The 23,842-nt window shown below is 38.6% G+C and carries 24 protein-coding genes and 1 tRNA gene; 12 read left to right on the top strand and 13 right to left on the bottom strand.

Annotation, left to right across the window (positions count from 1 at the left end):
• Positions 1–127 precede the first annotated feature (127 nt).
• From tpx to ACFO3P_RS09480, 3 genes are all read right to left on the bottom strand, one after another.
• On the bottom strand, positions 128–628 hold the full coding sequence (gene tpx, locus ACFO3P_RS09490) for a thiol peroxidase (protein ID WP_042535376.1): 501 nt from the start codon (positions 626–628) through the stop codon (positions 128–130).
• A 92-nt stretch (positions 629–720) separates the two neighbouring features.
• The gene (ytfJ, locus tag ACFO3P_RS09485) at positions 721–1,236 is read right to left on the bottom strand and encodes a GerW family sporulation protein (RefSeq protein WP_042535378.1); all 516 of its coding nucleotides are present in this window, start codon (positions 1,234–1,236) and stop codon (positions 721–723) included.
• Positions 1,233–1,793 (bottom strand): DUF2953 domain-containing protein, encoded by a 561-nt coding sequence (locus ACFO3P_RS09480; protein ID WP_042535380.1) that lies wholly within the window; start codon positions 1,791–1,793, stop codon positions 1,233–1,235. The genes ytfJ and ACFO3P_RS09480 overlap by 4 nt, the downstream gene beginning before the upstream one ends.
• A gap of 271 nt (positions 1,794–2,064) precedes the next feature.
• On the opposite strand from ACFO3P_RS09480, the gene ACFO3P_RS09475 reads away from it, so the two are divergent.
• Complete coding sequence (locus ACFO3P_RS09475; RefSeq protein ID WP_042535382.1) at positions 2,065–2,862, top strand: NAD kinase; 798 nt, start codon at positions 2,065–2,067, stop codon at positions 2,860–2,862.
• A gap of 161 nt (positions 2,863–3,023) precedes the next feature.
• On the opposite strand, the gene ACFO3P_RS09470 is transcribed toward ACFO3P_RS09475, so the two are convergent.
• The 5 genes from ACFO3P_RS09470 to refZ form a co-directional block, all read right to left on the bottom strand.
• On the bottom strand, positions 3,024–3,221 hold the full coding sequence (locus ACFO3P_RS09470) for an alpha/beta-type small acid-soluble spore protein (RefSeq protein ID WP_040979745.1): 198 nt from the start codon (positions 3,219–3,221) through the stop codon (positions 3,024–3,026).
• 845 nt (positions 3,222–4,066) lie between these two features.
• A complete protein-coding gene (gene thiI / locus ACFO3P_RS09465; protein WP_042535385.1) occupies positions 4,067–5,269 on the bottom strand; it encodes a tRNA uracil 4-sulfurtransferase ThiI in 1,203 nt (400 codons plus the stop codon).
• Positions 5,270–5,274: 5 nt separating this feature from the next.
• Positions 5,275–6,417: a cysteine desulfurase family protein gene (locus ACFO3P_RS09460; protein WP_042535386.1), complete on the bottom strand. Its 1,143-nt coding sequence runs from the start codon at positions 6,415–6,417 to the stop codon at positions 5,275–5,277.
• Between the two features lie 157 nt (positions 6,418–6,574).
• Complete coding sequence (gene ezrA / locus ACFO3P_RS09455) at positions 6,575–8,269, bottom strand: septation ring formation regulator EzrA (protein WP_042535388.1); 1,695 nt, start codon at positions 8,267–8,269, stop codon at positions 6,575–6,577.
• A gap of 173 nt (positions 8,270–8,442) precedes the next feature.
• Positions 8,443–9,066: a forespore capture DNA-binding protein RefZ gene (refZ, locus tag ACFO3P_RS09450; protein WP_379542373.1), complete on the bottom strand. Its 624-nt coding sequence runs from the start codon at positions 9,064–9,066 to the stop codon at positions 8,443–8,445.
• Positions 9,067–9,196: 130 nt separating this feature from the next.
• On the opposite strand from refZ, the gene ACFO3P_RS09445 reads away from it, so the two are divergent.
• From ACFO3P_RS09445 to ACFO3P_RS09435, 3 genes are all read left to right on the top strand, one after another.
• On the top strand, positions 9,197–9,676 hold the full coding sequence (locus ACFO3P_RS09445) for a GAF domain-containing protein (protein ID WP_193063236.1): 480 nt from the start codon (positions 9,197–9,199) through the stop codon (positions 9,674–9,676).
• A gap of 393 nt (positions 9,677–10,069) precedes the next feature.
• Positions 10,070–10,672 carry a 30S ribosomal protein S4 gene (gene rpsD, locus ACFO3P_RS09440; protein ID WP_042535395.1) on the top strand — a complete coding sequence of 201 codons (603 nt, stop codon included), beginning with the start codon at positions 10,070–10,072 and terminating at the stop codon, positions 10,670–10,672.
• A 281-nt stretch (positions 10,673–10,953) separates the two neighbouring features.
• Complete coding sequence (locus ACFO3P_RS09435; RefSeq protein WP_042535397.1) at positions 10,954–11,145, top strand: hypothetical protein; 192 nt, start codon at positions 10,954–10,956, stop codon at positions 11,143–11,145.
• Positions 11,146–11,685: 540 nt separating this feature from the next.
• On the opposite strand, the gene ACFO3P_RS09430 is transcribed toward ACFO3P_RS09435, so the two are convergent.
• Positions 11,686–11,886: a CsbD family protein gene (locus tag ACFO3P_RS09430; RefSeq protein ID WP_042535399.1), complete on the bottom strand. Its 201-nt coding sequence runs from the start codon at positions 11,884–11,886 to the stop codon at positions 11,686–11,688.
• A gap of 139 nt (positions 11,887–12,025) precedes the next feature.
• Positions 12,026–13,261, bottom strand: coding sequence for a dicarboxylate/amino acid:cation symporter (locus ACFO3P_RS09425; protein ID WP_193063234.1), 1,236 nt, complete (start codon positions 13,259–13,261; stop codon positions 12,026–12,028).
• Positions 13,262–13,560: 299 nt separating this feature from the next.
• Here ACFO3P_RS09425 and ACFO3P_RS09420 point away from each other — a divergent pair.
• The 7 genes from ACFO3P_RS09420 to ACFO3P_RS09390 all read left to right on the top strand — a co-directional run bounded on the left by ACFO3P_RS09420 (position 13,561) and on the right by ACFO3P_RS09390 (position 20,528).
• Positions 13,561–13,633 (top strand) — tRNA-Val (locus ACFO3P_RS09420).
• 603 nt (positions 13,634–14,236) lie between these two features.
• Positions 14,237–15,964: an ABC transporter ATP-binding protein gene (locus ACFO3P_RS09415; RefSeq protein ID WP_042535404.1), complete on the top strand. Its 1,728-nt coding sequence runs from the start codon at positions 14,237–14,239 to the stop codon at positions 15,962–15,964.
• Entirely contained in the window at positions 15,954–17,759 is a 1,806-nt protein-coding gene (locus ACFO3P_RS09410) for an ABC transporter ATP-binding protein (RefSeq protein WP_379542370.1), read from the top strand. The genes ACFO3P_RS09415 and ACFO3P_RS09410 overlap by 11 nt, the downstream gene beginning before the upstream one ends.
• Positions 17,760–17,943: 184 nt before the next feature.
• Positions 17,944–18,669 (top strand): alpha/beta hydrolase, encoded by a 726-nt coding sequence (locus ACFO3P_RS09405; protein ID WP_042535408.1) that lies wholly within the window; start codon positions 17,944–17,946, stop codon positions 18,667–18,669.
• Between the two features lie 89 nt (positions 18,670–18,758).
• Positions 18,759–19,271, top strand: coding sequence for a YjcG family protein (locus ACFO3P_RS09400; protein ID WP_042535410.1), 513 nt, complete (start codon positions 18,759–18,761; stop codon positions 19,269–19,271).
• A 6-nt stretch (positions 19,272–19,277) separates the two neighbouring features.
• Complete coding sequence (locus ACFO3P_RS09395) at positions 19,278–19,703, top strand: GNAT family N-acetyltransferase (RefSeq protein WP_042535412.1); 426 nt, start codon at positions 19,278–19,280, stop codon at positions 19,701–19,703.
• 111 nt (positions 19,704–19,814) lie between these two features.
• Positions 19,815–20,528 (top strand): YetF domain-containing protein, encoded by a 714-nt coding sequence (locus ACFO3P_RS09390; RefSeq protein ID WP_042535414.1) that lies wholly within the window; start codon positions 19,815–19,817, stop codon positions 20,526–20,528.
• A gap of 58 nt (positions 20,529–20,586) precedes the next feature.
• On the opposite strand, the gene ACFO3P_RS09385 is transcribed toward ACFO3P_RS09390, so the two are convergent.
• A complete protein-coding gene (locus ACFO3P_RS09385; protein WP_379542368.1) occupies positions 20,587–20,835 on the bottom strand; it encodes a hypothetical protein in 249 nt (82 codons plus the stop codon).
• A gap of 220 nt (positions 20,836–21,055) precedes the next feature.
• On the opposite strand from ACFO3P_RS09385, the gene ACFO3P_RS09380 reads away from it, so the two are divergent.
• A complete protein-coding gene (locus ACFO3P_RS09380) occupies positions 21,056–21,526 on the top strand; it encodes a CotY/CotZ family spore coat protein (RefSeq protein ID WP_042535419.1) in 471 nt (156 codons plus the stop codon).
• Positions 21,527–21,584: 58 nt separating this feature from the next.
• On the opposite strand, the gene ACFO3P_RS09375 is transcribed toward ACFO3P_RS09380, so the two are convergent.
• Positions 21,585–22,031 (bottom strand): CotO family spore coat protein, encoded by a 447-nt coding sequence (locus ACFO3P_RS09375; RefSeq protein WP_042535421.1) that lies wholly within the window; start codon positions 22,029–22,031, stop codon positions 21,585–21,587.
• Positions 22,032–22,168: 137 nt separating this feature from the next.
• Complete coding sequence (mgtE, locus tag ACFO3P_RS09370; RefSeq protein ID WP_042535423.1) at positions 22,169–23,548, bottom strand: magnesium transporter; 1,380 nt, start codon at positions 23,546–23,548, stop codon at positions 22,169–22,171.
• Positions 23,549–23,842: the final 294 nt, after the last annotated feature.

The raw sequence follows: 23,842 nt of genomic DNA, 5'->3' as shown, positions 1-23,842 counted from the left end.
CGTTACCAGGAGAAATTAAACAGCCTGACACCGTTGGAATATCGGGACCAGGCTGTTGCATAGAGTTTTTGTTTTTTTACTGTCTACTTGACGGGGCACAGTTCAAGCGGAAACCATGCTTTTTTTATTATTTTGATTTTAAATGTTCCAATACCGCATCATAATCCGGATGGTCTGATACTTCTGAAACGTATTCCACATAAGTAATTTTGTTATTTTCGTCCACAACGAAAATGGAACGGGCTAATAAACGAAGCTCTTCAATAAGCACACCATACTTCTCGCCGAAATCTGCGGAGCGATGATCAGATAATGTTTCTACGTTTTCAATCCCATTTGCACCGCACCAGCGTTTTTGAGCAAATGGCAAATCCATGCTGATTGTAAGTACCGATACATTATCCAGGCTGGCTGCTTCCTCATTAAAACGACGAGTCTGCTCGGAACATACACCAGTATCTAAAGAAGGCACAACACTGATTAGTTTCACCTTTCCTTCGTAATCAGCTAATGTTTTCTCAGATAAATCATTTGCAAGTACCGTAAAGTCAGGAGCATTGTTCCCTGCTTTTTGTTCTTCTCCTAATAATGTAACGGGTTCTTGTTTAAATGTAGTTTGTTTTGGCATGATATTTCTCCTCCCCATCTTTACTATTATCATTCAATTCCTATTATGGGGCTTGTTATACAAACTGTCCAATTATAGCTATTGTAGACAATCTATATTTCAAAACGGGTAAGAATCGATTCTAATTCTCCCTTTTCCTTTTCAGGCTCCTTCTCTGAAGTTTTTACCCGTTCTTTTTCATCTTTTTTATGATGATGCTGCTCTACTTTCTTTTCGCCACTTTTTTCTTTTTTCAGCATATTTGATCGCTGCAGCAGCTCTGGCAGTAAATCAATTAATTTTTCATACAGATGTGTATGCTGATCCATATGAACCAAATCCATCTTTCCTTCTTTTAATACGAGAAAAGCAACCGGTGTAATCGATACTCCTCCCCCGCTTCCGCCGCCAAATGGAATTTCGTGCTCTTCCACATCATCTGCCTTTAATTCTGACGGCATAAATTCGCTTCCGCCCGCCGCAAAACCAAAACCAACCTTGGAAACAGGAATAATCACAGTCCCATCGGGTGCTTTTAAAGGCTCTCCTACAATTGTATTTACCTCAACCATCTTTTGTATATTTTTCATTGCGCTAGACATCAAACCTTCTATTGGATGTTCTGTCATTTTCTTACCTCCTTTATTTTCAATACACGCATGATTCCTAGAATAGTTTTTCCTAAGCGGAAGGAAATCATACACGAAAAAGCAGTCTCAAGACGGGCACTTTGAAAATCCGGCTGAACATTAATTTGCGGTTTCCCGCAAAGCTGAAGGTGCTGTGAAAGGTAACCGACCAGCCACCCTTTTACAGCCCACATTGTCCCGCTGGTGATAGAAGTAGTAAAGGCATTCCCTGTTCCTCCTTTGGTCTGCCATTTAAATTCAAGCACCTGCAATTCCTTTAATAAAGCTTGTAATCGTATTTCTTTTAAAACATGAAGCTTTTTCTCCCGCAACAGCTTATAAAAATGGATAAATCCTTTTTCCATCTCTGCCTGGTTTGATATACGTAAATTCTTCTGCCTGATCACACACCATTTATAAAGATAGACAGAAATCTGTGCATCACGCATTTCCGGAAATTGATATTTAATTTTAATAATCCATTTACTTTGCAGGAAAAAAGCGATGAAAAAAACTATTCCTGCGATAAGAATTAAAATAATGTATAAACTATCCATAATCAGCGCTCCTGAATGTGTATTTTCAATTGGTTCCCTTTCCTATACCATTCACTATCTGTTCATATTCTAAAGAGAAATACCAGCTAGAAAATGTTATGATAAAGATAGAAAATGCTTATTTCTAAAGGAGGATGGTGCTCTTGCACTTCCTTTTGAAATAAAAAGCAGCTCATCCGTTCCTGTCTGACAACATGACGGCTCTATATCATGGATAGAGCAGACTGACAGAAGCGTACAGTGCCACTATATTTTGTTTGGAGGTTATTATATGCAGAATCGAAATAACATTTTCTTTTATTACCACCCTCGACAGGAAGGCGAAAAAACAAATCACCTGAAATCGCTGGCGGAACAAAATGGTTTGAATGTCGTGAACGAATCTAAAGATGCGTCTATTATTGTCAGTATTGGCGGAGATGGCACCTTTTTGCAGGCAGTTCGCCGCACCGGTTTCCGCCAGGATTGCATCTATACAGGTATCGCGGATGGGGATCAAATTGGATTATACTGTGATTTTAGTATAACCAGATTTGAAGAAATGATTGATGCGGTCACAAATAATAAAATAGAAGTCCGCCGTTTTCCAACAATTAAAGTGAGTGTGAATGGAGAAAAAGCTTTTTATTGCTTAAATGAAGTATCTCTGCGCTCCAGTATTATTAAAACGATTGTTATCGATGTTAAAATAGACGATGAACATTTTGAAACATTCCGGGGTGACGGCATGGTAGTATCTACTCCTACAGGTAGTACAGGCTACTCCAAATCAGCTCACGGGGCAGTTATCGACCCGTTACTGTCAAGCTTTCAAGTTTCTGAAGTCGCCTCTTTAAATAATAATAATTATCGTACATTAGGATCCTCTTTTATATTAAATCAGAATAGAAGACTGCAGCTGGAAGTCATTCAAGACGGCAATGATTATCCAATTATCAGTCTCGATAATGAAGCATGGCCTGTACAGCGCATTCGTCATGTAGACATCGAAATGGACAACACCGTTATAAAAACCGTCAGAATGTCAAACAACACTTTCTGGAATCGTATACAACGTACTTTTTTATAAAACGTAACTTCACTCAGCTGCAGTTCCAGGGGAAATTCTCCTTAATAAAATAATTCAAAACCTGCCGCGCACTGCACTAATAAGCTGCGGCAGGTTTTTTATCAGATCCAAATATAAAGGCTGCCCCCGCATCAGCGGAGGCAGCCAGCCAATCATGTTATTTATTTAGTTCCACCAAATTGTTGCTCAGCCATTGTTACTAATCTTTTCGTAATTTCTCCACCAACAGATCCGTTAGCACGAGAAGTTGAGTCAGGACCAAGTTGAACACCAAATTCCTGAGCAATTTCGTATTTCATTTGATCAAGTGCTTGTTGCACTCCTGGAACAACTAATTGATTTGAGTTATTGTTTGCCATGTTGTTCACCTCCTTGGTAACTATAGATTGCACCAAGCAGGGGAGAAACATGCATTTGTTTTTATGGTAATTTTTTCTTGTGCATGTCCTTTTTATATTACTCAACTTTCGCACATTAAAAAGTAACTTTATCTCTATAGAAACAGGAGTTGATTGTTCCTTGGATAACTTCCTTGACAAAGAATAGAAGGTGAAGTGTAAAGCACCGCTGCGGAAAAACACTACGCTTTCCATGGGCTTGCGCTCAGCCTCCTCAAAAAAAGAAGTTCGCTTTTTTCTGCGGGGTCTTCCCACTGGGACTGCGATTACTCGCCCCGCAGAAGACCATTGCGCTTTCCCATAGGAGTCTCGGTGTTTTTCCTCCGCTAGTAGGATATTCTATACATGGAAAACACCTCACCAAATAGATGTTTAATCAGATAGAACATATTTTTCATGCTGTATGGTAAAATGTTCGACCAAGATTCCTTTCTGTACATCGAAGCTATCCTCTTTATTTCATATCCATGCTGTTATGATTGGGTTGTTCAGACGAAAGCTGCTATTTCATCCAACTCATTGAGATGTTATTTCTTTCATTCACTGCAGAATCCTATCAGAGCACAGGCCAACCACGCAGACTCCTAAGTGGTTTGCAGGCTAAGCCCGTGACTCCTGTCACAACGCCTGCACTTGCACGTCCTGGGACTGCGATTACTCGTCCCATCGAAAACATTTGTACGTCGGAAAGCGGAGTGGTTGGCCGGATATTTCACTAAAATGCAAGCATGGTAATGGAGAACATGTTCCTCCTGGAATAGCAAGATATATTTGCTTATTCTTAGGTGCGAAAGTTGAGATATTACTTAGAAAAGGTCTGTAAAATCCTCATTAAACAAGGTCTTCTCGGTTACTTTTATGGTTTCTATTCCCTCTATCGCTTCTTCAATGGACGGAGTAAAATCGTATTTCGATTCATAGAAATTCACTTTATCCCGCTTCGGCTTTGTTTTTGGAGATTTCGGCACAAAGATTGTACAGCAATCTTCATACGGTAATATCGATGTTTCATATGTGCCGATATCCTGCGCAATTCGAATAACCTCATCTTTATCCATCGCAATCAATGGGCGGATAATAGGGTAATTGGTCACTTCATTAATGGTGTGCATGCTGTCCATGGTTTGACTTGCCACCTGCCCAAGATTCTCTCCTGTAGTCAAGGATAAGATTCCTTCGCGCTTGCAAAGCTCCTCACTGACACGAAACATCACACGGCGCATAATAGTCATCGCATAATCATTCGGCATCTCTCTAAAAATTTCCTGCTGTAATTTGGTAAATGGAACAATATGCACTTTGATTGATTTCCCATATGTCGTCAACTGCTTCGCTAAATCCAGCACCTTCTGCTTCGCGCGTTCACTGGTGAATGGCGGAGAATGAAAATGAATTGCTTCTAAATGTACGCCTCTTTTCATTGCTAACAATCCGGCCACCGGGCTGTCAATTCCTCCTGAAAGCAGCAGCAGCGACTTTCCTGAAGTTCCGACTGGCAATCCGCCCCGGCACTTGATGGTTCCGCTCGTAATATAGGTTGCTTCCTTACGTATCTCTACTTTAATTTCCAAATCAGGGTCATGTACATCTACGGTAATATCCTCCGTATTCGTTAATAAATGACTGCCCAGGATATGATTCATTTCTCCCGAATGCTTTGGGAAATCTTTTTTTGTTCGGCGAACGCTCATTTTAAATGTTTTCGCATTCGGCTCCCGCTTTAATGCATAGAGAGCCGCTTCTTTTATCTCTTCCACATCGTTTTCTACACGAATTGCCAGACTTAAGCTATGAATGCCAAAAACGTTTTGTAGTTTTTCAATGATTGGCTCCGGCGGATTGCCATTTAGCAGGACAAACATTCTCCCTTGTGTCCGCATTACTTTCACACCATCAAACTCTTTTACCTTCTGGTGTATATTATCATGAAGCTTTAATATAAACTGCTTGGCATTTTTTCCTTTTAATGCTAACTCTCCATAACGAATTAATATATGATCATATTGCATATTATCTACCTCAATACCTCTTTAAATTGTTGAATTGCTTTTTTTAATTCCTCTACAAAAATTGCCGCTTCTGCTTCCGTATTCTCATAAGAAAAGCTTACCCGTAAGCCGGAAGAAGCAACTTCATTTGGTTTTCCGCAGGCAACGAGCACATGGCTTTCTGTTAAATCCCTGGAGGAACAAGCAGATTTTGTTGAAATATATATTTCTTTCTGGCTTAAACTGTGGATAATAACCTCCGGCTTGATTCCAGGAACGGAAAAATGAACAATATGATTCGCACCATCTTCCGGACTGTTAATTTCTACATCCTCCATCTGATGAAGTTCATTTATAAGCTTATCATGCAGCCTTTTTAAAACATTATCCTTTTGACTGCTTTCCTTTTCTTTGATTAACCGCAATGCTTTTACAAAGGAAACAGCGCCTGCTACATTCTCTGTTCCTGAACGAATACCCGATTCTTGACTTCCGCCATGCAAAAGCGGATATAATTTCGCTGTATGATTGACATACAGAAGTCCGGTTCCTTTTAGACCATGAATTTTATGACCGGAAAAGGTACATATATCAATGCCAGAACCCGTAAGTTTCAAAGGAACCTTCCCTAAACCTTGTACGGCATCCACATGAAATAATACTTTCGGATATTTTTTCAAAACAGTCCCAATTTCTTCAACCGGTTGAATCGAACCAATTTCATTATTCACCTGCATCATAGTAACAAGGATGGTATCTTTTCTAATGGCTTTTTCTACATCTGCTGCAGAAACAGTTCCATTTTCTGTCACAGGTAAATAGGTAATTTCAAAGCCCAGTTTTTCCAGACTCCCGCAAGTATCATGAATCGATGGATGCTCTGCTCCAGTGGTAATAATATGTTTGCCGCGTGATTGATGCTCCAGGGCAACTCCTTTGATGGCAGTATTATTTCCTTCTGTCCCTCCAGAGGTAAAGATGATCGTTTCTCTCGGCACATCAATTAAATCCGCTGCCTGCTGTCTGGCTGCCTCCAGCAGCTTTTCAACTTGTCCCCCTAAAGGATGTATGGATGAGGGGTTGGCAAAGTAGTTAGCGGACACTTTTGTAAAACTATCTACGACTTCTGAATGCGGCTTCGTCGTCGCACTATTATCAAAATATATCATATTTGCACCTTCTTACATTAAATCTTTTTGCATAAACAAAAATGTAAGGCTGACCTAAGCAATAAGTATTTCATTCTTAGCGACAGCCTTCATCTTATATTTCTTATGTTATCGTAGCGGAAAAATCTAAGGAACTTACCATTTGTTAAAAGTTATTTTAATTGTTTCTTTCCTCTTGATACGTTTCTATTTTCTTTAAAGCACCGGGTTCTACCTCTTCTACTGCATTGGCGGCATGCTCTAAAGAAAGCTCATATTCAAAATTACGGAATAGCCTTTCAGCTTCCTTCAGCTTATGATCCAGCTCTGAATTTTGGCTTCTGTAGCGGTTTGCATATTGAATCACCTGCTCCGTCAAGTAAGCCTGATCCAACATCATATCCACCTGTTCATAAGCTTGATCAATCGAGCTTTTTGCTTCCGTCAATGCGTGCTGTACGCTGCTCATATCCAGAGGGTAGGTTTCTAATGCTTCCATTACTTTATTGTTTTTTTGCAATGCTGTTTCAAAACGCGTCCAAATATAACTTGGCACTCCTGGTATATTACTCTTTTTCAGCTTTCGATTCAACTCTGCAAGCTGGCCGTGCATTTCTTCCAGCTTGTCTCTTGCTTCCAGTTCATCTTTCCGTAAATTTGCGATAGACTTTTTAAACGATTCATGTTCCTCTTCCAGCTCTTCAATCTTCTTAAAGCCTTCTTCAATTCCTTTTTTCAATTCAGAATGAGATTGTTTGTCATCATCTATACTCTGCTCTATTGTTTCTACATGATTTTTCAAAGCCTTGATCGCTTTACCCATGGTTTGGAAACGTTCCATATCATCGTCTTCTACGTGGTAAGCTTTTTGGATTTCTTCAATTTCCAGTGTTGCTGCTTCATACGTAGCACTTATTTGTTTTACTGAATCTTCATACTCCGGAGCTTTCTTCTCTATATAATTTTTAGCAATTGCTTCCCCTTCCAGCGCTTCGTACATTTCTGAAATACGGGTCTCCATTTGCTGAAGCTGCTCTTCAACTTCTGTTATATCTGCTGTTTCCAGCTGAGATTCCAGATTTCTCAATTGTTCCTGATATGTAATAATTTCTTTTTCAAAACCTAAGTGTTTAATCCGGTATCCATTTTCCTTCATCTCTTTCATACCGGCGGAAAGATTTGTTAATTGTGACGGCATATCCTGCTTTACTTGTTTGAGCAAATCAGGGAATAATTCTAATTTATTCTCTACCGTTTGAGTACTTTCCTTTAGCTCTTGAATGCTTTCATCTGCTTTTAAATAATCACCATCATTCACAAATTCATCGTACTGCTCCAGCATCAGTTCCAATGCATCAATTTCTTTATCAAATTCCTTTTCAGCCTTGCCATACTGGTATCTGGATTGGGAAAGCATGCTTCTTAATCCTTTGATTCTAGGCTTTAATTCCTCCGCGCTTTCACGTCCATTTGCCTCTGCACGAAGTAATTCCTCTAACTCTGCAATAATTTCTTTTATTTCTTCTTCTGTTTTCCCCAGATGACTTTCCGCCTCTTTTAAAATCTTGTTTGCTTTCGGCACAAGAAAACGGTCAGCTGCTTCCTCTGCATTCACAAGATATTTTTCTACGTCAGGCAAGGATTTTGTTACGATTTTTTCCCATTCTTCTTTCCAGGCTTCAAATTTCTCTAAGGTCTCTCCAGAAAGATTCAATGCTTTAATCTGCCCAATCTGTTTTGCTACATCTCTATCCGTGATATCTAATTTCCATTTTTCTATATGGTCCACATGATCGTAAACTCGTTTTCTTACAATTAAAGCAACGGTTAAACATACAATAATCGCTAAAATAATCCCTACTACGACAGCCATACTTTGCCTCCCAACCAATAAACCTCTATATAAATATATCAACAATTATAAAAATCACAATAATATATCCTTTATAATATCATGTATTCCGCCCTTTTGGCTAAAGAAAATACATTTTTCTTATCGATTCAACAACTTTTTATTGTAATACGGAGAAAAAGACATATTTTTTATTATTGAATCTCCCCTCCTATCCTCACGTCCGTATTAAACTGTATCCATTTTTGTATACTTTTTGTATACTTTTTAACAAATTGTTCATGAGCAAATTCCCCTACAATTTGGTCCTTCCAATCTGAATGCAAAATATAAGGGGTAATCAGCATCCCCTTCAGCTGCATAAATAAATAGTGCTTCTCTTCCTGTCCGACGCTTTTACCAATTGTTTCCTGAAACAGCGCTTTTAAATAATAGTTTTCTTTCGCCAGATAGGTGACGGTCATTTCTCTGACAAACACGGAATCAAGAGATAATTCGCGCTGAATAAAACATGTTAATTGATGATGCATTTGCTTATAATGTATAATTGTAAAAATTAATTCATTTAATCGATAGATTACAGCATCAGCTTCTGTTTTTTCCAGTGATTCTTCTATTTTTTCTAAATATGCTTCATAATAGTTTGTTACAGCATATTCTAAAAGGCCCTGCTTCCCTTTAAAATAATAGCTGATCAAGGAAACATTCACCGAGGCCCGCTCTGCAATATCGCGCACAGAAGTGCCATGGAATCCTTTTTGAAAGAATAGGGAGGAAGCAGCATCAACTACTTTTTGCTTCGTTATATTATTTTTCATTCTTTTCAACTCCTTACTCTATTCATACGACAAAGAAAGGGATAAATCCTTTAATCGATTATCGACAATAAATTTCAATATGTCATTATTTGTCACGCTTTTACTATAAACTTTTAGGAGGTAATACATCATGTTTCAACAACTTGATTATTCTGGAGAAAAAACAAAAGACTATGAGCTTCTTATTAAACAACTGGACGCACTATCCACAGGAGAATCAAATCAAACCGCGCTATTAGCAAATGCTTCCTCTCTGCTCAACCAATTTTTAGATGAAGTTAACTGGGTTGGATTCTACTTAACCGAAAACGAAGAATTAGTGCTCGGCCCCTTTCAAGGACTTCCTGCCTGCATTCGTATCCCTTTTGGAAAAGGAGTTTGCGGTACTGCGGTTTCTAAAAATAAAACACAGCGTATAGCAGATGTCCATCAATTTCCTGGTCATATCGCCTGTGACGGAGCTTCAAAGTCCGAAATTGTTATCCCTATTTCCCGCAATAAGGAAATTATCGGTGTTTTGGATATCGACAGTCCGATTTATGACAGATTCGATGCAATCGATCAAGATAATTTAGAAAAATTTGTTGCACAGCTTGAGAAACATTTATAAACGTCCTTTTTCACTATAAATGGTAACTGTAGATATATTCATTATAACGGATTCGAATGCATAATAAATCATTTTTGCTCTTAGAGAAAAAAATATTCTAACTTAACATTTTGTTAATTTCACTCTAATTTAGCCTGATTTATTTAACTCTATGTTAATTTTATGTTGACAAGCGTATATGTAAATTATATACTATAATTTGTGTAAAATAATAAAGTGGCCTAAGTGAGTCGACGCTTGCACTCATTTTGTTCCTTTGTAAGTTTCAGCTTATAAAGGTGTATCGTGTAACTCTCTGCTGCTGGAGCGATGGTACATGAAAACATAATGAACAACGGAACGATCACGCGCGTTTTATTTTATGCAAATAAAACATAAAGGAGGAAATGTCCTATGTCACGTTATACTGGATCAGTATGGAAGAAATCACGTCGTCTTGGCATTTCATTAACTGGAACTGGTAAGGAATTAGATAAACGCCCTTACGCTCCTGGTCAACATGGACCGAACTCACGCAGAAAACTATCTGAATACGGCTTGCAAATGCAAGAGAAGCAAAAACTACGCTTCATGTACGGATTGAACGAACGTCAATTCCGTAACCTGTTCAATAAAGCTGGTAACATGAAAGGTATCCATGGTGAAAACTTCATGATTCTTCTTGAATCTCGTCTTGATAACCTTGTTTACCGTTTAGGTCTTGCTCGCACACGTAAACAAGCTCGCCAATTGGTTAACCATGGTCACGTTACAGTAGATGGCGTTCGCGTAGATATCCCATCTTACTCTGTAAAACCAGGTCAAGCAATTGCTCTTCGTGAAAAATCTCAAAAACTAGATATCGTTACAGAAGCGATTGAAGTGAACAACTTCGTACCAGAATATACTACTTTTGATGCGGAGAAAAAAGAAGGTACGTATGCTCGTTTCCCTGAGCGTTCTGAACTTCCAGCTGAGATTAACGAACAGCTTATTGTTGAATTCTACTCTCGTTAATCGGGTTGAACTGAATTTAAATACAAGAAAAGCCTTGGAAATGTTGTTAAATCAATGTTTCAAGGCTTTTTTTATATACATTTTGCAATAGGTTGAAGAACTGTATTTTCGGTGGCTTTTTAGTTAGAAAAAATGCGTGAGCAGGAAGCTTAACCTTTCAATATGAGGGCTTTTTTATTTAAAAAGTCCTTATTGATTGTTTAATATATAGATAGATTGGCAATACTGGTTTTTAAACATGAGAAAGAATAATACGTTTAATAACTTGGAGGGATTTTAAAATGGAAGCATTTGATATTTATACGAACGGGGCGCAACATACAGTAGTCGCTAATTCTCAAAAAGAAGCTAATGAATATTTTAAAAATATTTCCAGAAAGAAAATCATCTATTCTGAGCCTGTGGCTGGACCAGGAATAATTAGTTGGTCAATTCGCGACACTTCAGAGTTTAATAACATGGAAAAACAGTAAATTTAATTGATAAGGCCTCTCACGCTCTGTGAAGGGCTATTTTTATAAAATGAAAATTATTTTATTAATCTTAAGAACCACAATCTGGTTCAGGTTAATCAGTTTGGAGTATCCATGAATGCAGTTTCGCCTGCTTTTTCGGCGGGTTTTAGAAAAACCAAGAACACCGCTTGGTCTTTAAATCACAGGTGTCCTCGCCGAAGCGATGTCCGGATGTCCGCTACGGGAAGTCGCTTTCCGCGGGCAACGTTCAGCCTCACGGTAAGAAAACCGCTTCCTGCTCAGGTCTACCTGTTGCTTTTTCCGTTGGAGCGGCTATATTCAGCATTTTTTATATACTTTCTTACTCTTTACAAAATGACCATTCAAACCTTGCTATATCAAGGCTGTTATATTCCATTCATTTCTACTCTCATTAATAGCGTGAAGCCTGTTCAAAAAACCCCAGATTCCTTGCTTATCAAGGTATCTGGGGTTTTTATATTTAGGCAAAAGCCGACCTAACGATTTTCAAAATGTTATTGCCGTTAAAACAGCCTTTTATTTTGTATCATTTTCATTCGAACTGTTCAGCTCATCTTTTATTTCGCCTTTTTTATCTTTTGCGGCGCCCTTTGCTTTATCAGCTTTTCCTTCCGCTTGCTTTTTCGGGTTATCTGTTGCTTTGCCGTACGCTTCTTTTGCTTCACCTTTTATTTTATCTCCCGCACCTTTAATTTTATCTTTAAAACCATCACTCATGTTAATATACCTCCTACGAAATCTAACAATTTATTTATATTATTTGTGTTCCACGAATAATATATTTCTAAACTAAATAATTTAAAAAAGGTGCTGTGCCCCAAACTTACCGGGACACAGCACCTTTGCATTTTATAAATTAAGTCCTGGCGGCATCTGCTTTCTCCATCCAGTCTTTCCCTTCGATATGTCTTGCCACAACCATACTCGACACCGTATCACCAGTAGAATTCACCATTGTAGCCGGCGGGTCAACAACCACTCCGATAGCTGTGATGATTGGCAGGGCCTCAATCGGAAAGCCATACAATGTGATAATCATTAACTCCCCTGTAAAGCCGCCTCCCGGAATTCCACTCATCACGATACCAGATAATAAACAAATACCAATGGCAGTTAAAAATGTATCGATTCCAGTGAAATCCTGATTAAATACCCCAAAGATAAAGGCGATTTTTAACATAGCAGATAAACAGGAACCATCCATATGAATGGTGGCTCCAAGCGGCATAATGGTCTCACGAATATCTTTCGGAACACCAATCCGTTCTGCCGCCTGCAGGTTAACCGGGATTGTTGCAACACTGCTTCCAGTCCCCAGTGAGGTTGCAGCCGGTCCAAGTATATTTTTCCAAAAGCGGCTGACTCCTTTTTTTCCGCCAGCAAGGAAGGCATATAATGTAAAACCAATCGCAAAATACAATACAGCCACAGGGTAATAGACAATCACTGCCCTGGCATAATCACCAATCAACGCTGTACCAAATTCCCCTACTAAGGATGCAAAGTACGCGCCGAGCCCAATCGGAGCATAATACATAATGAGTTTAATTAACTTCATAAACACATCGGAAGCACTCGTTAGCAATCTTCCAAACGGTCTCCCCTTCTCTCCTGCCAATCCAGTTGCAACACCGACCAGGATGGACATCACAATAAGGGCCATCATATTATCTCTTGAAAATAAATCAACAAAATCAGGTACTGTAAATGTATTGACTAATTGATCCCCTAAACTCTGTTCTTCTATATTTTCAGGAGTGCTTAAAGGGATATCGACACCTGAGCCCGGCTGGAATATAACAGTAGCAATAAGCATCACTACAGAAGCAATCACCCCGGTTACGACAAATACGGTAATCATCGACCCCATGATTTTCCCAAGCCGCTTCATGCTATCCATGCCGGCAATCGCTGACGAAATAGAGAAAAATACAAGCGGGATAACAATCATAAATAATAAATTAATAAATAAATCCCCAAAAGGTTTGATAACAGTTGCATCATCTCCAAAAATCAATCCAATTATCGCTCCAATAATAATAGAAGCTAAAAGAATAAGTGGAAATCGATAGGCTTTTAATTTTTCTAGCATTTTATATTTCCTCTCTCTTTCAAATTAAATATAATGTAATCTATTTCATTTTACAGGAAGGAAGAATTGAAGGAAAGTTATTAAATATTCTTATGATTTTAAATTTATCTATTCCTAAGATGTATTGTCCCTCATTTATTCCACTTTAACAGGCGGACAAAAGCATAGAGAATAGTCTATTAAAATAAAGCAGTCATCAAAAACTCATTTTTCGATGTGATTCAATTAGAACGAAATAAATATTTATTAGCTTGTCTTCTGCTTCATTTGGCTGTATAATATAATTTGTACTTACATACGATTCCGTAGCTCAGCTGGGAGAGCGCCACCTTGACAGGGTGGAAGTCGTTGGTTCGAGTCCAATCGGAATCATTCATTAATAAATAGCGACTTCTAACCATTTAGGAGTTGCTATTTTTATTTTTACTCATGCTCGTTTTCCTTTTTACATACTATCTATATAAATTGAAGTAAGAAATTACACTTTATTTTTCTTATAAAAACGACGAAATAATGATTGAAAACAGTAACTAGCGACGGTTTTTGATGGGGCGAGTAATCGCAATGGTTTTCGGTGGGGCGAGTAACCGCAGTCCCAGTCCCAGAAGAAAAACACAGAGACTCCTGGTCANCCCGCGGGGCATAAGTGCGACTTTGCTTCTGTCTGCGCCTGACGGCTTGCCAATCAGCAAGTCTTCTTTAAAGGAGATGAGCTCGGGGCCCACGGAAAGCGGAGTGTTTTTCTGGGGTTGCGATTACTCACCCCATGAAACCCGTTGTAGCGGTAGCTATTAATTTCAATTTATATAGTTATTATTGTAGATTTTACAGGGTTATAACTCCCCCCCATCATCACTTCGTAAACCGAACCAAATACTGGCTTATTTATCATCATTCATTCTATAATATAGTAAACAATTTATTTCCATTTTAATTTCTGAATACTTTTACTCTTTTAGTTGGCGGGTGGTTGATTTGCGAAAGGTGTTTTCCTATTTAAGACCTTATACATTTCCTTCAATAATTGCATTCTCATTAATGCTTATCGAGCTTACAGTAGAGCTGTTGCTTCCCCTCTTCTTGGGACTGATGATTAATCAAGGGGTAGTAAATCAGGATATCCAAAATATTGCATTTTGGGGTTCGATTATGATTGGCCTGGCTCTTTTATCCTTTCTTGCAGGCGTTCTAAATTCTTTTCTGTCCTCTCATGTCAGCTTTTCCTATGCTTATGATTTGCGGGAGGAACTATTTTCCAAAATTCAGAGCTTCACCTATGCAAAATTAAATAAATACCCTACATCTTCTCTGGTTACGCGGTTTACAAATGATATCCGCCAGATTCAGAATACCGTTTTCATGGTGCTTCGTATTATGGCAAAAGCACCATTGACTGTCCTTGGCGGTGTTATCATGGCTTTTGTAGTCAATGCGCAGCTGGCATTGATTTTTTTAGTCACTGTGCCGCTTCTCATTTTATTTCTTTTATGGATATTAAAAATTTCAAGCAAATTATTTAAACAGGTACAGAGCAATGTAGACGATGTCAATCGTGTCATGCAGGAAAACCTTGCCGGTATGAGACTCATCAAAGCCTTTACCCGCCGCAGCACAGAAGAAAACCGATTTGATGACGCCAACCGGACACTTGCTGTGACGACCCGAAAAACCTTTCGAATTGTGGAATCATCCGGTCCCGTTTTATTGTTTGTTATGAATTTAAGTTTAATTTTTATTATCTGGTTCGGAAGCATCCAAACTGTTAACGGGCAGGCAAATATTGGTGAAGTTGTTACGATGATCAATTATGCGCTTCGTGTAGCGATGGCCATTTCTATGTTTTCTTTTATTATCATGATACTTTCCAGAACAAAGGCGTCTGCCGAGCGAATCAGCGAGGTGCTCACAGAGGAAGATGGAGAACAAGAGGAGTTAAAACAGGCGGTTTTTTCTTTGTCGAAAGGCCGCCTCGTATTTGAGAATGTCTCTTTCCGTTATCCGGACGCATTTAAGGAAACACTATCAGATATTTCATTCTCCGTAAATGCTGGTGAACGACTGGCGATTATCGGAGCAACAGGGTCCGGGAAGACTTCTTTATTCCAGTTGATACCCCGCCTTTACGAGCCTTCTAAAGGAAATATTTACGTAGATGATATACTTTTAACGGACTATTCCTTCAAGGCTTTACGGGATGGTATCGGTTACGTTCCGCAGACACCGCTTTTATTTACCGGCTCTATTTTTGATAATATCGCTTTTGGAAAAAAAGACGCAACAATGGATGAAGTGATTCAAGCAGCGAAGGATGCACAGATCCATGATACGATTCAACAGCTGGAACATCAATATGAAACCCGAGTCGGTCAGAAAGGAGTAAATCTCTCTGGCGGACAAAAACAACGCATCTCTATTGCCCGCGCCCTTATTCGCAAGCCGGAGATGTTAATGCTCGATGACAGTACAAGTGCACTTGATTTAGCTACTGAAGCACGTTTTCTGCAAGCGTTGAATTATTATCCGTATACAGTTCTTCTAATCACACAAAAAATAGCTACTGCTAAAACGTCCGACCGGATACTTCTGCTAGACCAAGGAAAAATTCTGGATATCGGTACGCATAATGAGCTGCTCGACCGCTCTGAATTATACCGGGCTGTCGCAGAATCACAGCAGGAAAAGGAGGTTCTCCATGCGAAATAATTCTTTAAAAGCTGCTTTTCAATATAAACGAATTGATGTATCAACTGTGGATATAGGTGCTTCAAAAAAAGCAGAAAACATGGGAGCTGCCTTAAAACGGATCTGGAACTATTTAAAAATGGAAAAAGGGAAATTATTTCTTGTTATTTTCATGGTCGTTATCAGTTCATTATTTGCTCTATTGGGTCCCTTTCTAGTCGGAATGTCTATTGACCATTTTATTGCAGTCGGGCAGCTAAACGGACTTGGTCTGCTGCTTTTAGGATTGGTTATCGTCTACATGATCCATTCCTTATCGCTCTTTCTTCAAAACTATTGGATGGTAGATATTGCACAGCAAACCGTATATACGCTGAGAAAAAATTTATTTGAACAATTTCACCGCCTCCCTATCTCCTACTTTGACCAGCGTCAGCATGGGGAGTTGATGAGCCGGCTAACCAATGATATCGATAATATCAATAACACCCTGAACCAATCAGTGATTCAAATTTTCGCCAGTGTGCTTACTTTAATCGGTACAGTCAGTATTATGCTCTATCTGAGTCCTATCCTGACAGTTGTTACGATGTCGATTATTCCAGCCATGTTTTTCGCGATGCGCTGGATTACCAGAAGAACCGGACCTCTTTATAAATTACAGCAGCGGGATTTGGGAGATGTTAATGGCTATGTAGAAGAAATCGTTTCCGGTCAGCATGTTGTGAAGACGTATTCACAGGAGGATTATGTAAAAGACCAGTTTGAGCGAAGAAATAAATCCTTGCAGAATACTGGTTTTTGGGCTTTGACCATCTCAGGGTTCATCCCAAAAATCATGAATACCTTGAATTTTTTAAGCTTTGCGATGATCGCCTTTGTCGGCGGTGTGCTAGTTATCACGTCAAACGGAGCACTGGTTACTGTCGGAACGATTGTTATCTTTACTGAATATGCCCGACAATTCACCAGACCTTTAAATGAATTATCAAACCAATTCAACTTGCTGCTATCCGCTATCGCGGGTGCAGAAAGAGTATTTCAGGTAATGGATGAAACCCAAGAGGAAGTTGACGAGGACGGGGCAATAGAGCTTCCAGATACAAAGGGACATCTTGTTTTTGGCCATGTCGGCTTCGGTTACGAATCAGCAGACATTCTAAATGATATCAGCTTGGAAGCAATGCCCGGAGAAACAATTGCATTTGTAGGCCACACCGGCGCCGGGAAAACTACCATTATTAATCTGATTTCCCGTTTTTATAATTATGATAGCGGACAGATTACATTGGATGGTATCGATATTAAAAAAATAAAACGGACCAGCCTGCGAAAGCATATGGCTTTTGTTTTACAGGATACATTCTTATTTCACGGAACGATTCGGGAAAACATCCGTTACGGCAACTTAGATGCGACGGATAAAGAAGTAGAACAGGCTGCGAAGAATGCGAATGCTCATGACTTTATCATGTCTTTGCAGGATAGATACGACACCGTGTTGGATCAGGACGGAAGCGGCATTAGTCAGGGACAAAAACAGCTGTTGACCATCGCCCGCGCATTATTAGCAAATCCGAAAATTTTAATCCTTGATGAGGCGACCAGTAATATTGACACCGTAACAGAGCTGCACATTCAAGAAGCATTAAAACGCCTGATGAAGGATTGCACAAGTTTTGTTGTCGCCCATAGACTCAATACGATTCGGGAGGCAGATAAAATTATCATGCTGGAAGATGGAAATATCATGGAGCAGGGCAGCCACGAGGAGCTTATGAAACGGAAAGGGAAATATTATCATCTTTATCAATAAAATGAGACTTTATTCAGCCGATTTTTGCTTTTCTTACTAAATATCAGTTGAATGAATCAGGGTGTTACACTGCGATAGAATAAGCTGCAAAAGGACGTTCAAGTGACAGCACCATTACACAATGATAAACTATTTCTATACGATAAAAACATATTATTCATTATAAAAAATGGAGGTGGGAAGCTTGCGCAGGAAAGGAAAAATGATTGAAAAAGAAATAAACAGCTCCTTTTTAGGAGAAACGATGACATTACAGATTTATCATCCTGAAGTCTTCTCTACAGCGTATAAATATGAAATCTGCATCATGCAGGATGGAAAGGATTACTTTCAGATGGGACGAATCGCTACATTAAGCGACAAGCTTCATGATGAAAAAGAAATGCATAATGTGATTTTTGTGGGAATTCATTACAAAGATAAATATGACCGCAGAGAAAAATATCACCCGTCCGGCGAGCAGAATGAAGCATACACAGATTTTCTCATCCAGGAAGTCGTGCCATATTTAGATGAACTGATTCCGGCAAATCACCAGGAAAAATCACGTTCTATTATTGGCGATTCTCTGGCAGGAACATTGGCATTGATGACCGCAATGAAATATCCGGACCTATTTGATAAAGCAGGAATACAGTCCCCTTACGTGGATGATAAGGTGTTAGCTCATGTGGAGCAGGCAAAGCCCCTGTCCACACTGGATATTTATCACACCATCGGTACAGAGGAAACAGAAGTAAAAATGAGCGACGGGAATACAGCTGACTTTGTAGAACCGAACCGCAAATTAAATCAGACATTGGAAAATGCCGGAGCAGCATATACCTATCATGAATTAGAGGATGGTATCCATACATGGAAGTATTGGCAAAATGATATGCGCCGCCTGCTCACAACTTTATTTGATTAAAATTTCTATTTTCCATTTCTTTTGCTATACTTATGTAAATACAGATTATTTATAGCTGATAATAATTTATATACTAGGAGGTTGTATGAATGAAATATGGAATCGCTATTTTCCCTTCAAAAAACGTACAGGATCAAGCAAATGCATTAAGAAAGCGTTACGACCCAAGGTACGCGTTAATCCCTCCGCATATTACATTAAAGTACCCGTTTGAAACAGATCCGGAGCAGATTGATGACGTGGTTCAGGAGCTCCATAAAATTGCGGGCAGCGTAGACCCTTTTTATATTCATATCAATAAGGTAAGTACCTTTGAACCGATAACAAATACCATTTATTTAAAAGTTGAACCAATCGAACAGTTACAAACGCTCAATGAACACCTGCAGCAAGGAATTCTTGAGAATAACCAAAAACATTCTTTTGTACCGCATATTACAATTGCCCAGGATTTGGAGCATGATGAATTCTCAGATATTGTAGGAAGATTAAAAATGGAAGGTTTTGCAATCAAGGATTATATTGACCGATTCCAGCTGTTATACGAATTAGATAACGGTTCTTGGACGGTATATGAAACATTTTTATTAGGAAAGGAATAAACACGCATGCTCGTAAAAACTGCAAGGACACCAGAAGAATTACAAGATGTGTATCACATTCGAAATGAGGTATTTGTAGATGAACAAAACGTGCCTTCTGAAGAAGAGATAGATGAATTCGATAAAACAGCAACGCATTTTATCGCCTATGATGAAGAAACTCCAGTTGCTGCCGCCCGCCTTCGATTCACGGAAGACGGTTATGGTAAATTAGAGCGCATCTGCGTGCTCAAATCACAACGCGGAAAGTCTATCGGCAAAAAAATAATGCAAAAAATGGAACAAGAAATAATACAACAGGATTTTCATAAAGCCAAATTAAACGCACAGACACATGCACAAAATTTTTACCAAAAGCTTGGCTATGAAGTGACATCTGGAGAATTTATGGATGCAGGCATTCCTCATGTCACCATGATAAAAAAATTATAAAGGTATAAATAGAGGCTCTTATCTCTGGCAGATAAGGGTCTTTTTTAATACATTTTTTCTCCTTTAATGTACACACTATAAAATACTGTGTACATTAAAGGAGCGTATAATATGTCTAGTTATATGAGTATGTTTACAGAAGTTATCTTTGGTTTTTTCGCTTTATTCTTAATCACAAAATTATTAGGGAAAACACAGATTTCACAGATTACCCCTTTTGATTTTATTTCTGCACTGCTCTTGGGAGAATTAGTCGGGAATGCTTTATTTGATCCTAATGCCGGGATACCGGAAATAGCGTTTGTCGTAGCTCTATATGCTATTCTCATGTATATTATCGAAATCGTATCACAAAAGTATAAGCGGACCAGACATCTGCTTGAAGGAAGTCCAACCATTATAATCCATCGCGGCAAACTTGTCCGGGATATGATGAAAAAAACCAAGCTGGATATTAATCAGCTGCAGCACCTTTTAAGAGAAAAAGATGTGTTCTCTATCAGTGAGGTAGAATTTGCGGTATTAGAAGCAAATGGAACGGTTTCTGTTCTAAAAAAAACGGATTATCAAACGCCTACACGCAAGGATCTAAAATTATCTCCCCAGGATGTTACCTTGCCTATCACGCTCATTAATGACGGGGAAATCATTCAAGATAATATGGAGGAGAAAAATCTTCCATTATCCTGGCTGGAGGAGTCTATCCATGAACAGGGGTATAAAGATGTTTCAGAAATTTTTTATGCAGAGTATATAAAAGGGAGTCCTCTATACATTGTACCCTTTTTTAATCGTAATCATAAAAAATATACAGATTATGATTGAGGCTGATCTTCTGCTTAATCATAAGGAAGCATTCCTGTTGGAAACAGGAATGCTTTTATTATACATATTTATTGATATGCCTTCCTCTCCCCGTGATGAGGGAAGAATCCAGCGGCAGGTCGATTGGTTTTTGAGGTTCAGGCCGATTGCGGTAATAGCGCTCATATGTTGCGCTTAGTTCCTGATACTTTCTATCCAATTGAACCTTAAAAGCACTTTCTACTTGGTCCGCTTTTTTCTGGGTCGGCTGTACTCTTTGATGATAATCAGCATACTGTGAAGTCTGCACCGGAAGAATATATCCCATCCCCCGCACCTCCTTTGTATAGTCACCTTTATATACCCTTCCTCAAAAATTTGAAACCGCTTTTTTCTATATTATATACAGTTTCTTAATTTTTGTATAGTCAGAATTTTATTTTTATTGCAATAGCCATTCATCATAACCACACTCGCCCACACCAACACAAGGAAGACACATATCCTATAAGGAAAGAAAATTCAAATTGTGAAAGGAGCAATTTCTCATGGGTTGTGGAAAAAATTACGATACCGGAAGTTGTGTAGCAGATATTTTAAAAGACATTGTTGATGCTCAAAATGACATTGTAGAAAATTGCTGTGATACGAGCTGTGAACAATCAATCAACGATCTTTTATGTACAAATGAAGTAACGAATGATTTAGACACCGTACCTGTTATTCTATACTGCAAGGATTGCAAACCTTTTAAAGGGTTTGGCACCACGAAAAACCATCACAACAAGATGAATCCTATTTTATCAAGCTTTATTTTCAGGGTGAAAAAAGTAGATAAAAACAATTGTGCTATTCTTGAGTTATTACTCAGTGATGGAGAAAGCTGCGGTTTTGATCATATGAAGGATCCTACTGACCAAAACACCGAAGACCTGGAAGCAACAGGTATTTGTATCACAGTAGATTTAGATTGTTTCTGCCATGTTACTTGCTTACCAGCAATTAGAGCATTTCACTAAAATAGCAGCAAGAACCAAAAAGACACCATCCAGGTAATATATTCCTGGACGGTGTTTTTTAAAACCCTAATAACTGAATGCTTTCAATATCCTTAATTGCAATTTCCACCCTGTTTTTTCGGTTATTTAACTGTAAAAAAACAGTATCTTTTTCTGTTTCACGAATAATGCCCCGGTATTTTTTATTAGAAGCTGTCATTATTTCACACCTTATCGACGGAGCAAATTCAGAACGATTGGTTAAATAATTAATTTTTTCCGGAATCGTCATTTCCATAAACTTTTTCTTGCTCGATTGCTGTTCTTCTGACCGGGAGCTCTCGGCTGATGGTCTTTTTTTATCTTTTGGCTGTGTTTTATTCAAAGTCGGGACTTCGTTTGAATGGAGTTTCTTCTGTCTTCTATAGTCGCCAACATAATTTTCCTGCATCGGAGCTTGAGATGCTTTCAGTTGAGGCTGGCTGATGTAAAGTAAAGGAGCTTGCGCTTTATTTTTTTCTGTCATTGGTCATTACACCCCTTCTCGGCTTATCTTGTATAGTGTATGAACCTAGATTTTGTTTTGTGTCAAAAGCGCCATGTCTCTACATATGAAAAAGGATTGCCTCTAATTTGTGAGACAATCCTTTTTCAGTCATATAATCAAATTAAATAACTCATAAATGCAGTGGCCATTCCAAAATAAATCAATGTAGAAATAAGGTCATTAATCGTTGTAATAAATGGTCCTGATGCTACTGCCGGGTCAATATTCAAGCGATTCATCAGCATCGGGATAAGAGCCCCTGCTAATGTTGCTACAAGAAGGGAACCCATAATAGATAATCCTAAAAGTATGCCTAAATAAATACTTCCCTGCCATATAAAAATAATTGCTGCAAGGATTATTCCACAGAAGACCCCATTGATGAGTCCTGTTAATGCTTCTCTGCCCAAAAGCTTCCATTTTCCAGTATTCTCAAATTCTCCTGTTGCCATTCCTCGTACGGATACAGCAAGAGCCTGTGTCCCAGAATTACCTGCTGTCCCTCCAATTAAAGGGATAAAAGCAGCTAAAATCGCTACTTGCTCCAGGGTTTCTTCAAAGCTGGCAATCAATGTAGCAGTTAACATACCTAAAAATAACAGGATAACCAGCCAAGGAAGTCTTTTTCTTGCTGAACGAATTGCTGTATCGTCCTTAATATCCGTGTTGGACATTGCGGCTAATTTGGAGTAGTCCTCACTGGCCTCTTCTTCCATAACGTCTAAAATATCATCGACTGTGATAATACCTAGAAGATGATCTTGAAAGTCAACTACCGGAAGTGCAAGAAAATCATAATCCCTGAACATCTGTGCAACATCTTCCTGATCCTTTGCAACGGATACAGCGACAACTTTGGTACTCATGACTTCTTTAATCAATGTATCATGGTCCGCAATAATTAAATCTCTTATTGATAAGACACCGACTAAATGTTTATCATCATCGAGAACAAACAAGTAATAAATCGTCTCAGCGTCTGGAGCTTCTTTTTTTAACTGATTCATCGTCTCCGCAACCGTTTGATTTTCAAAGAGGACGACATATTCTGTTGTCATAATACTACCAGCGGTTTTTTCTTCATAATGAAGCAGCTGTTTAATATCGTTAGCAGATTCCTTATCCATGATTGTTAAATAACTGACCACTTTTTCTTTATCCAGCTCATTCAAAATATCGACTGCATCATCGACAGGCATTTCAGCAAAAATCATCGCAGCATATCTCGGATCCATCTCCTCAAAAAACTCAACGACATCATCCAAATCAATATTGATTAATATCTCTGACATTTCTTCAGGAGATAAATACGTGTATATCTGTGACCTTCTTTCTTCATCCTGCTGCTGGAAAAATACAGCCTGATCATATGGATGGTTTTCCAGAAACTCTGTCCGAAACTCCTCCATGTTTTCCATTTCCAATGCTTCTTGAACTTTATCAATATGTTCTTGAAACTGTTCTTTATATTGAACATCATATTGATCCTTTTTCATAGCAATTCCCCCTTTCTTTTCACTGATTTTCTTATTCTTACACATCCTTCCCTATTTTACAAGATGCGAAACAAATAGCAAGTCTTATAGCAGCAAACAAGAACTTTATCTCACTATATAAATTGAAGTAAGAAATTACACTTTATTTTTCTTATAAAAATGACGAAATAATGATTGAAAACAGTAACTAGCGACGGTTTTTGATGGGGCGAGTAATCGCAATGGTTTTCGGTGGGGCGAGTAACCGCAGTCCCAGTCCCGGAAGAAAAACACGGAGACTCCTGGTCGGCTAAG

The organism is Oceanobacillus aidingensis (genome assembly GCF_042654105.1).
Lineage (GTDB): Bacteria > Bacillota > Bacilli > Bacillales > Amphibacillaceae > Oceanobacillus > Oceanobacillus oncorhynchi.
This window is presented reverse-complemented; position numbering and strand designations above follow the sequence as displayed.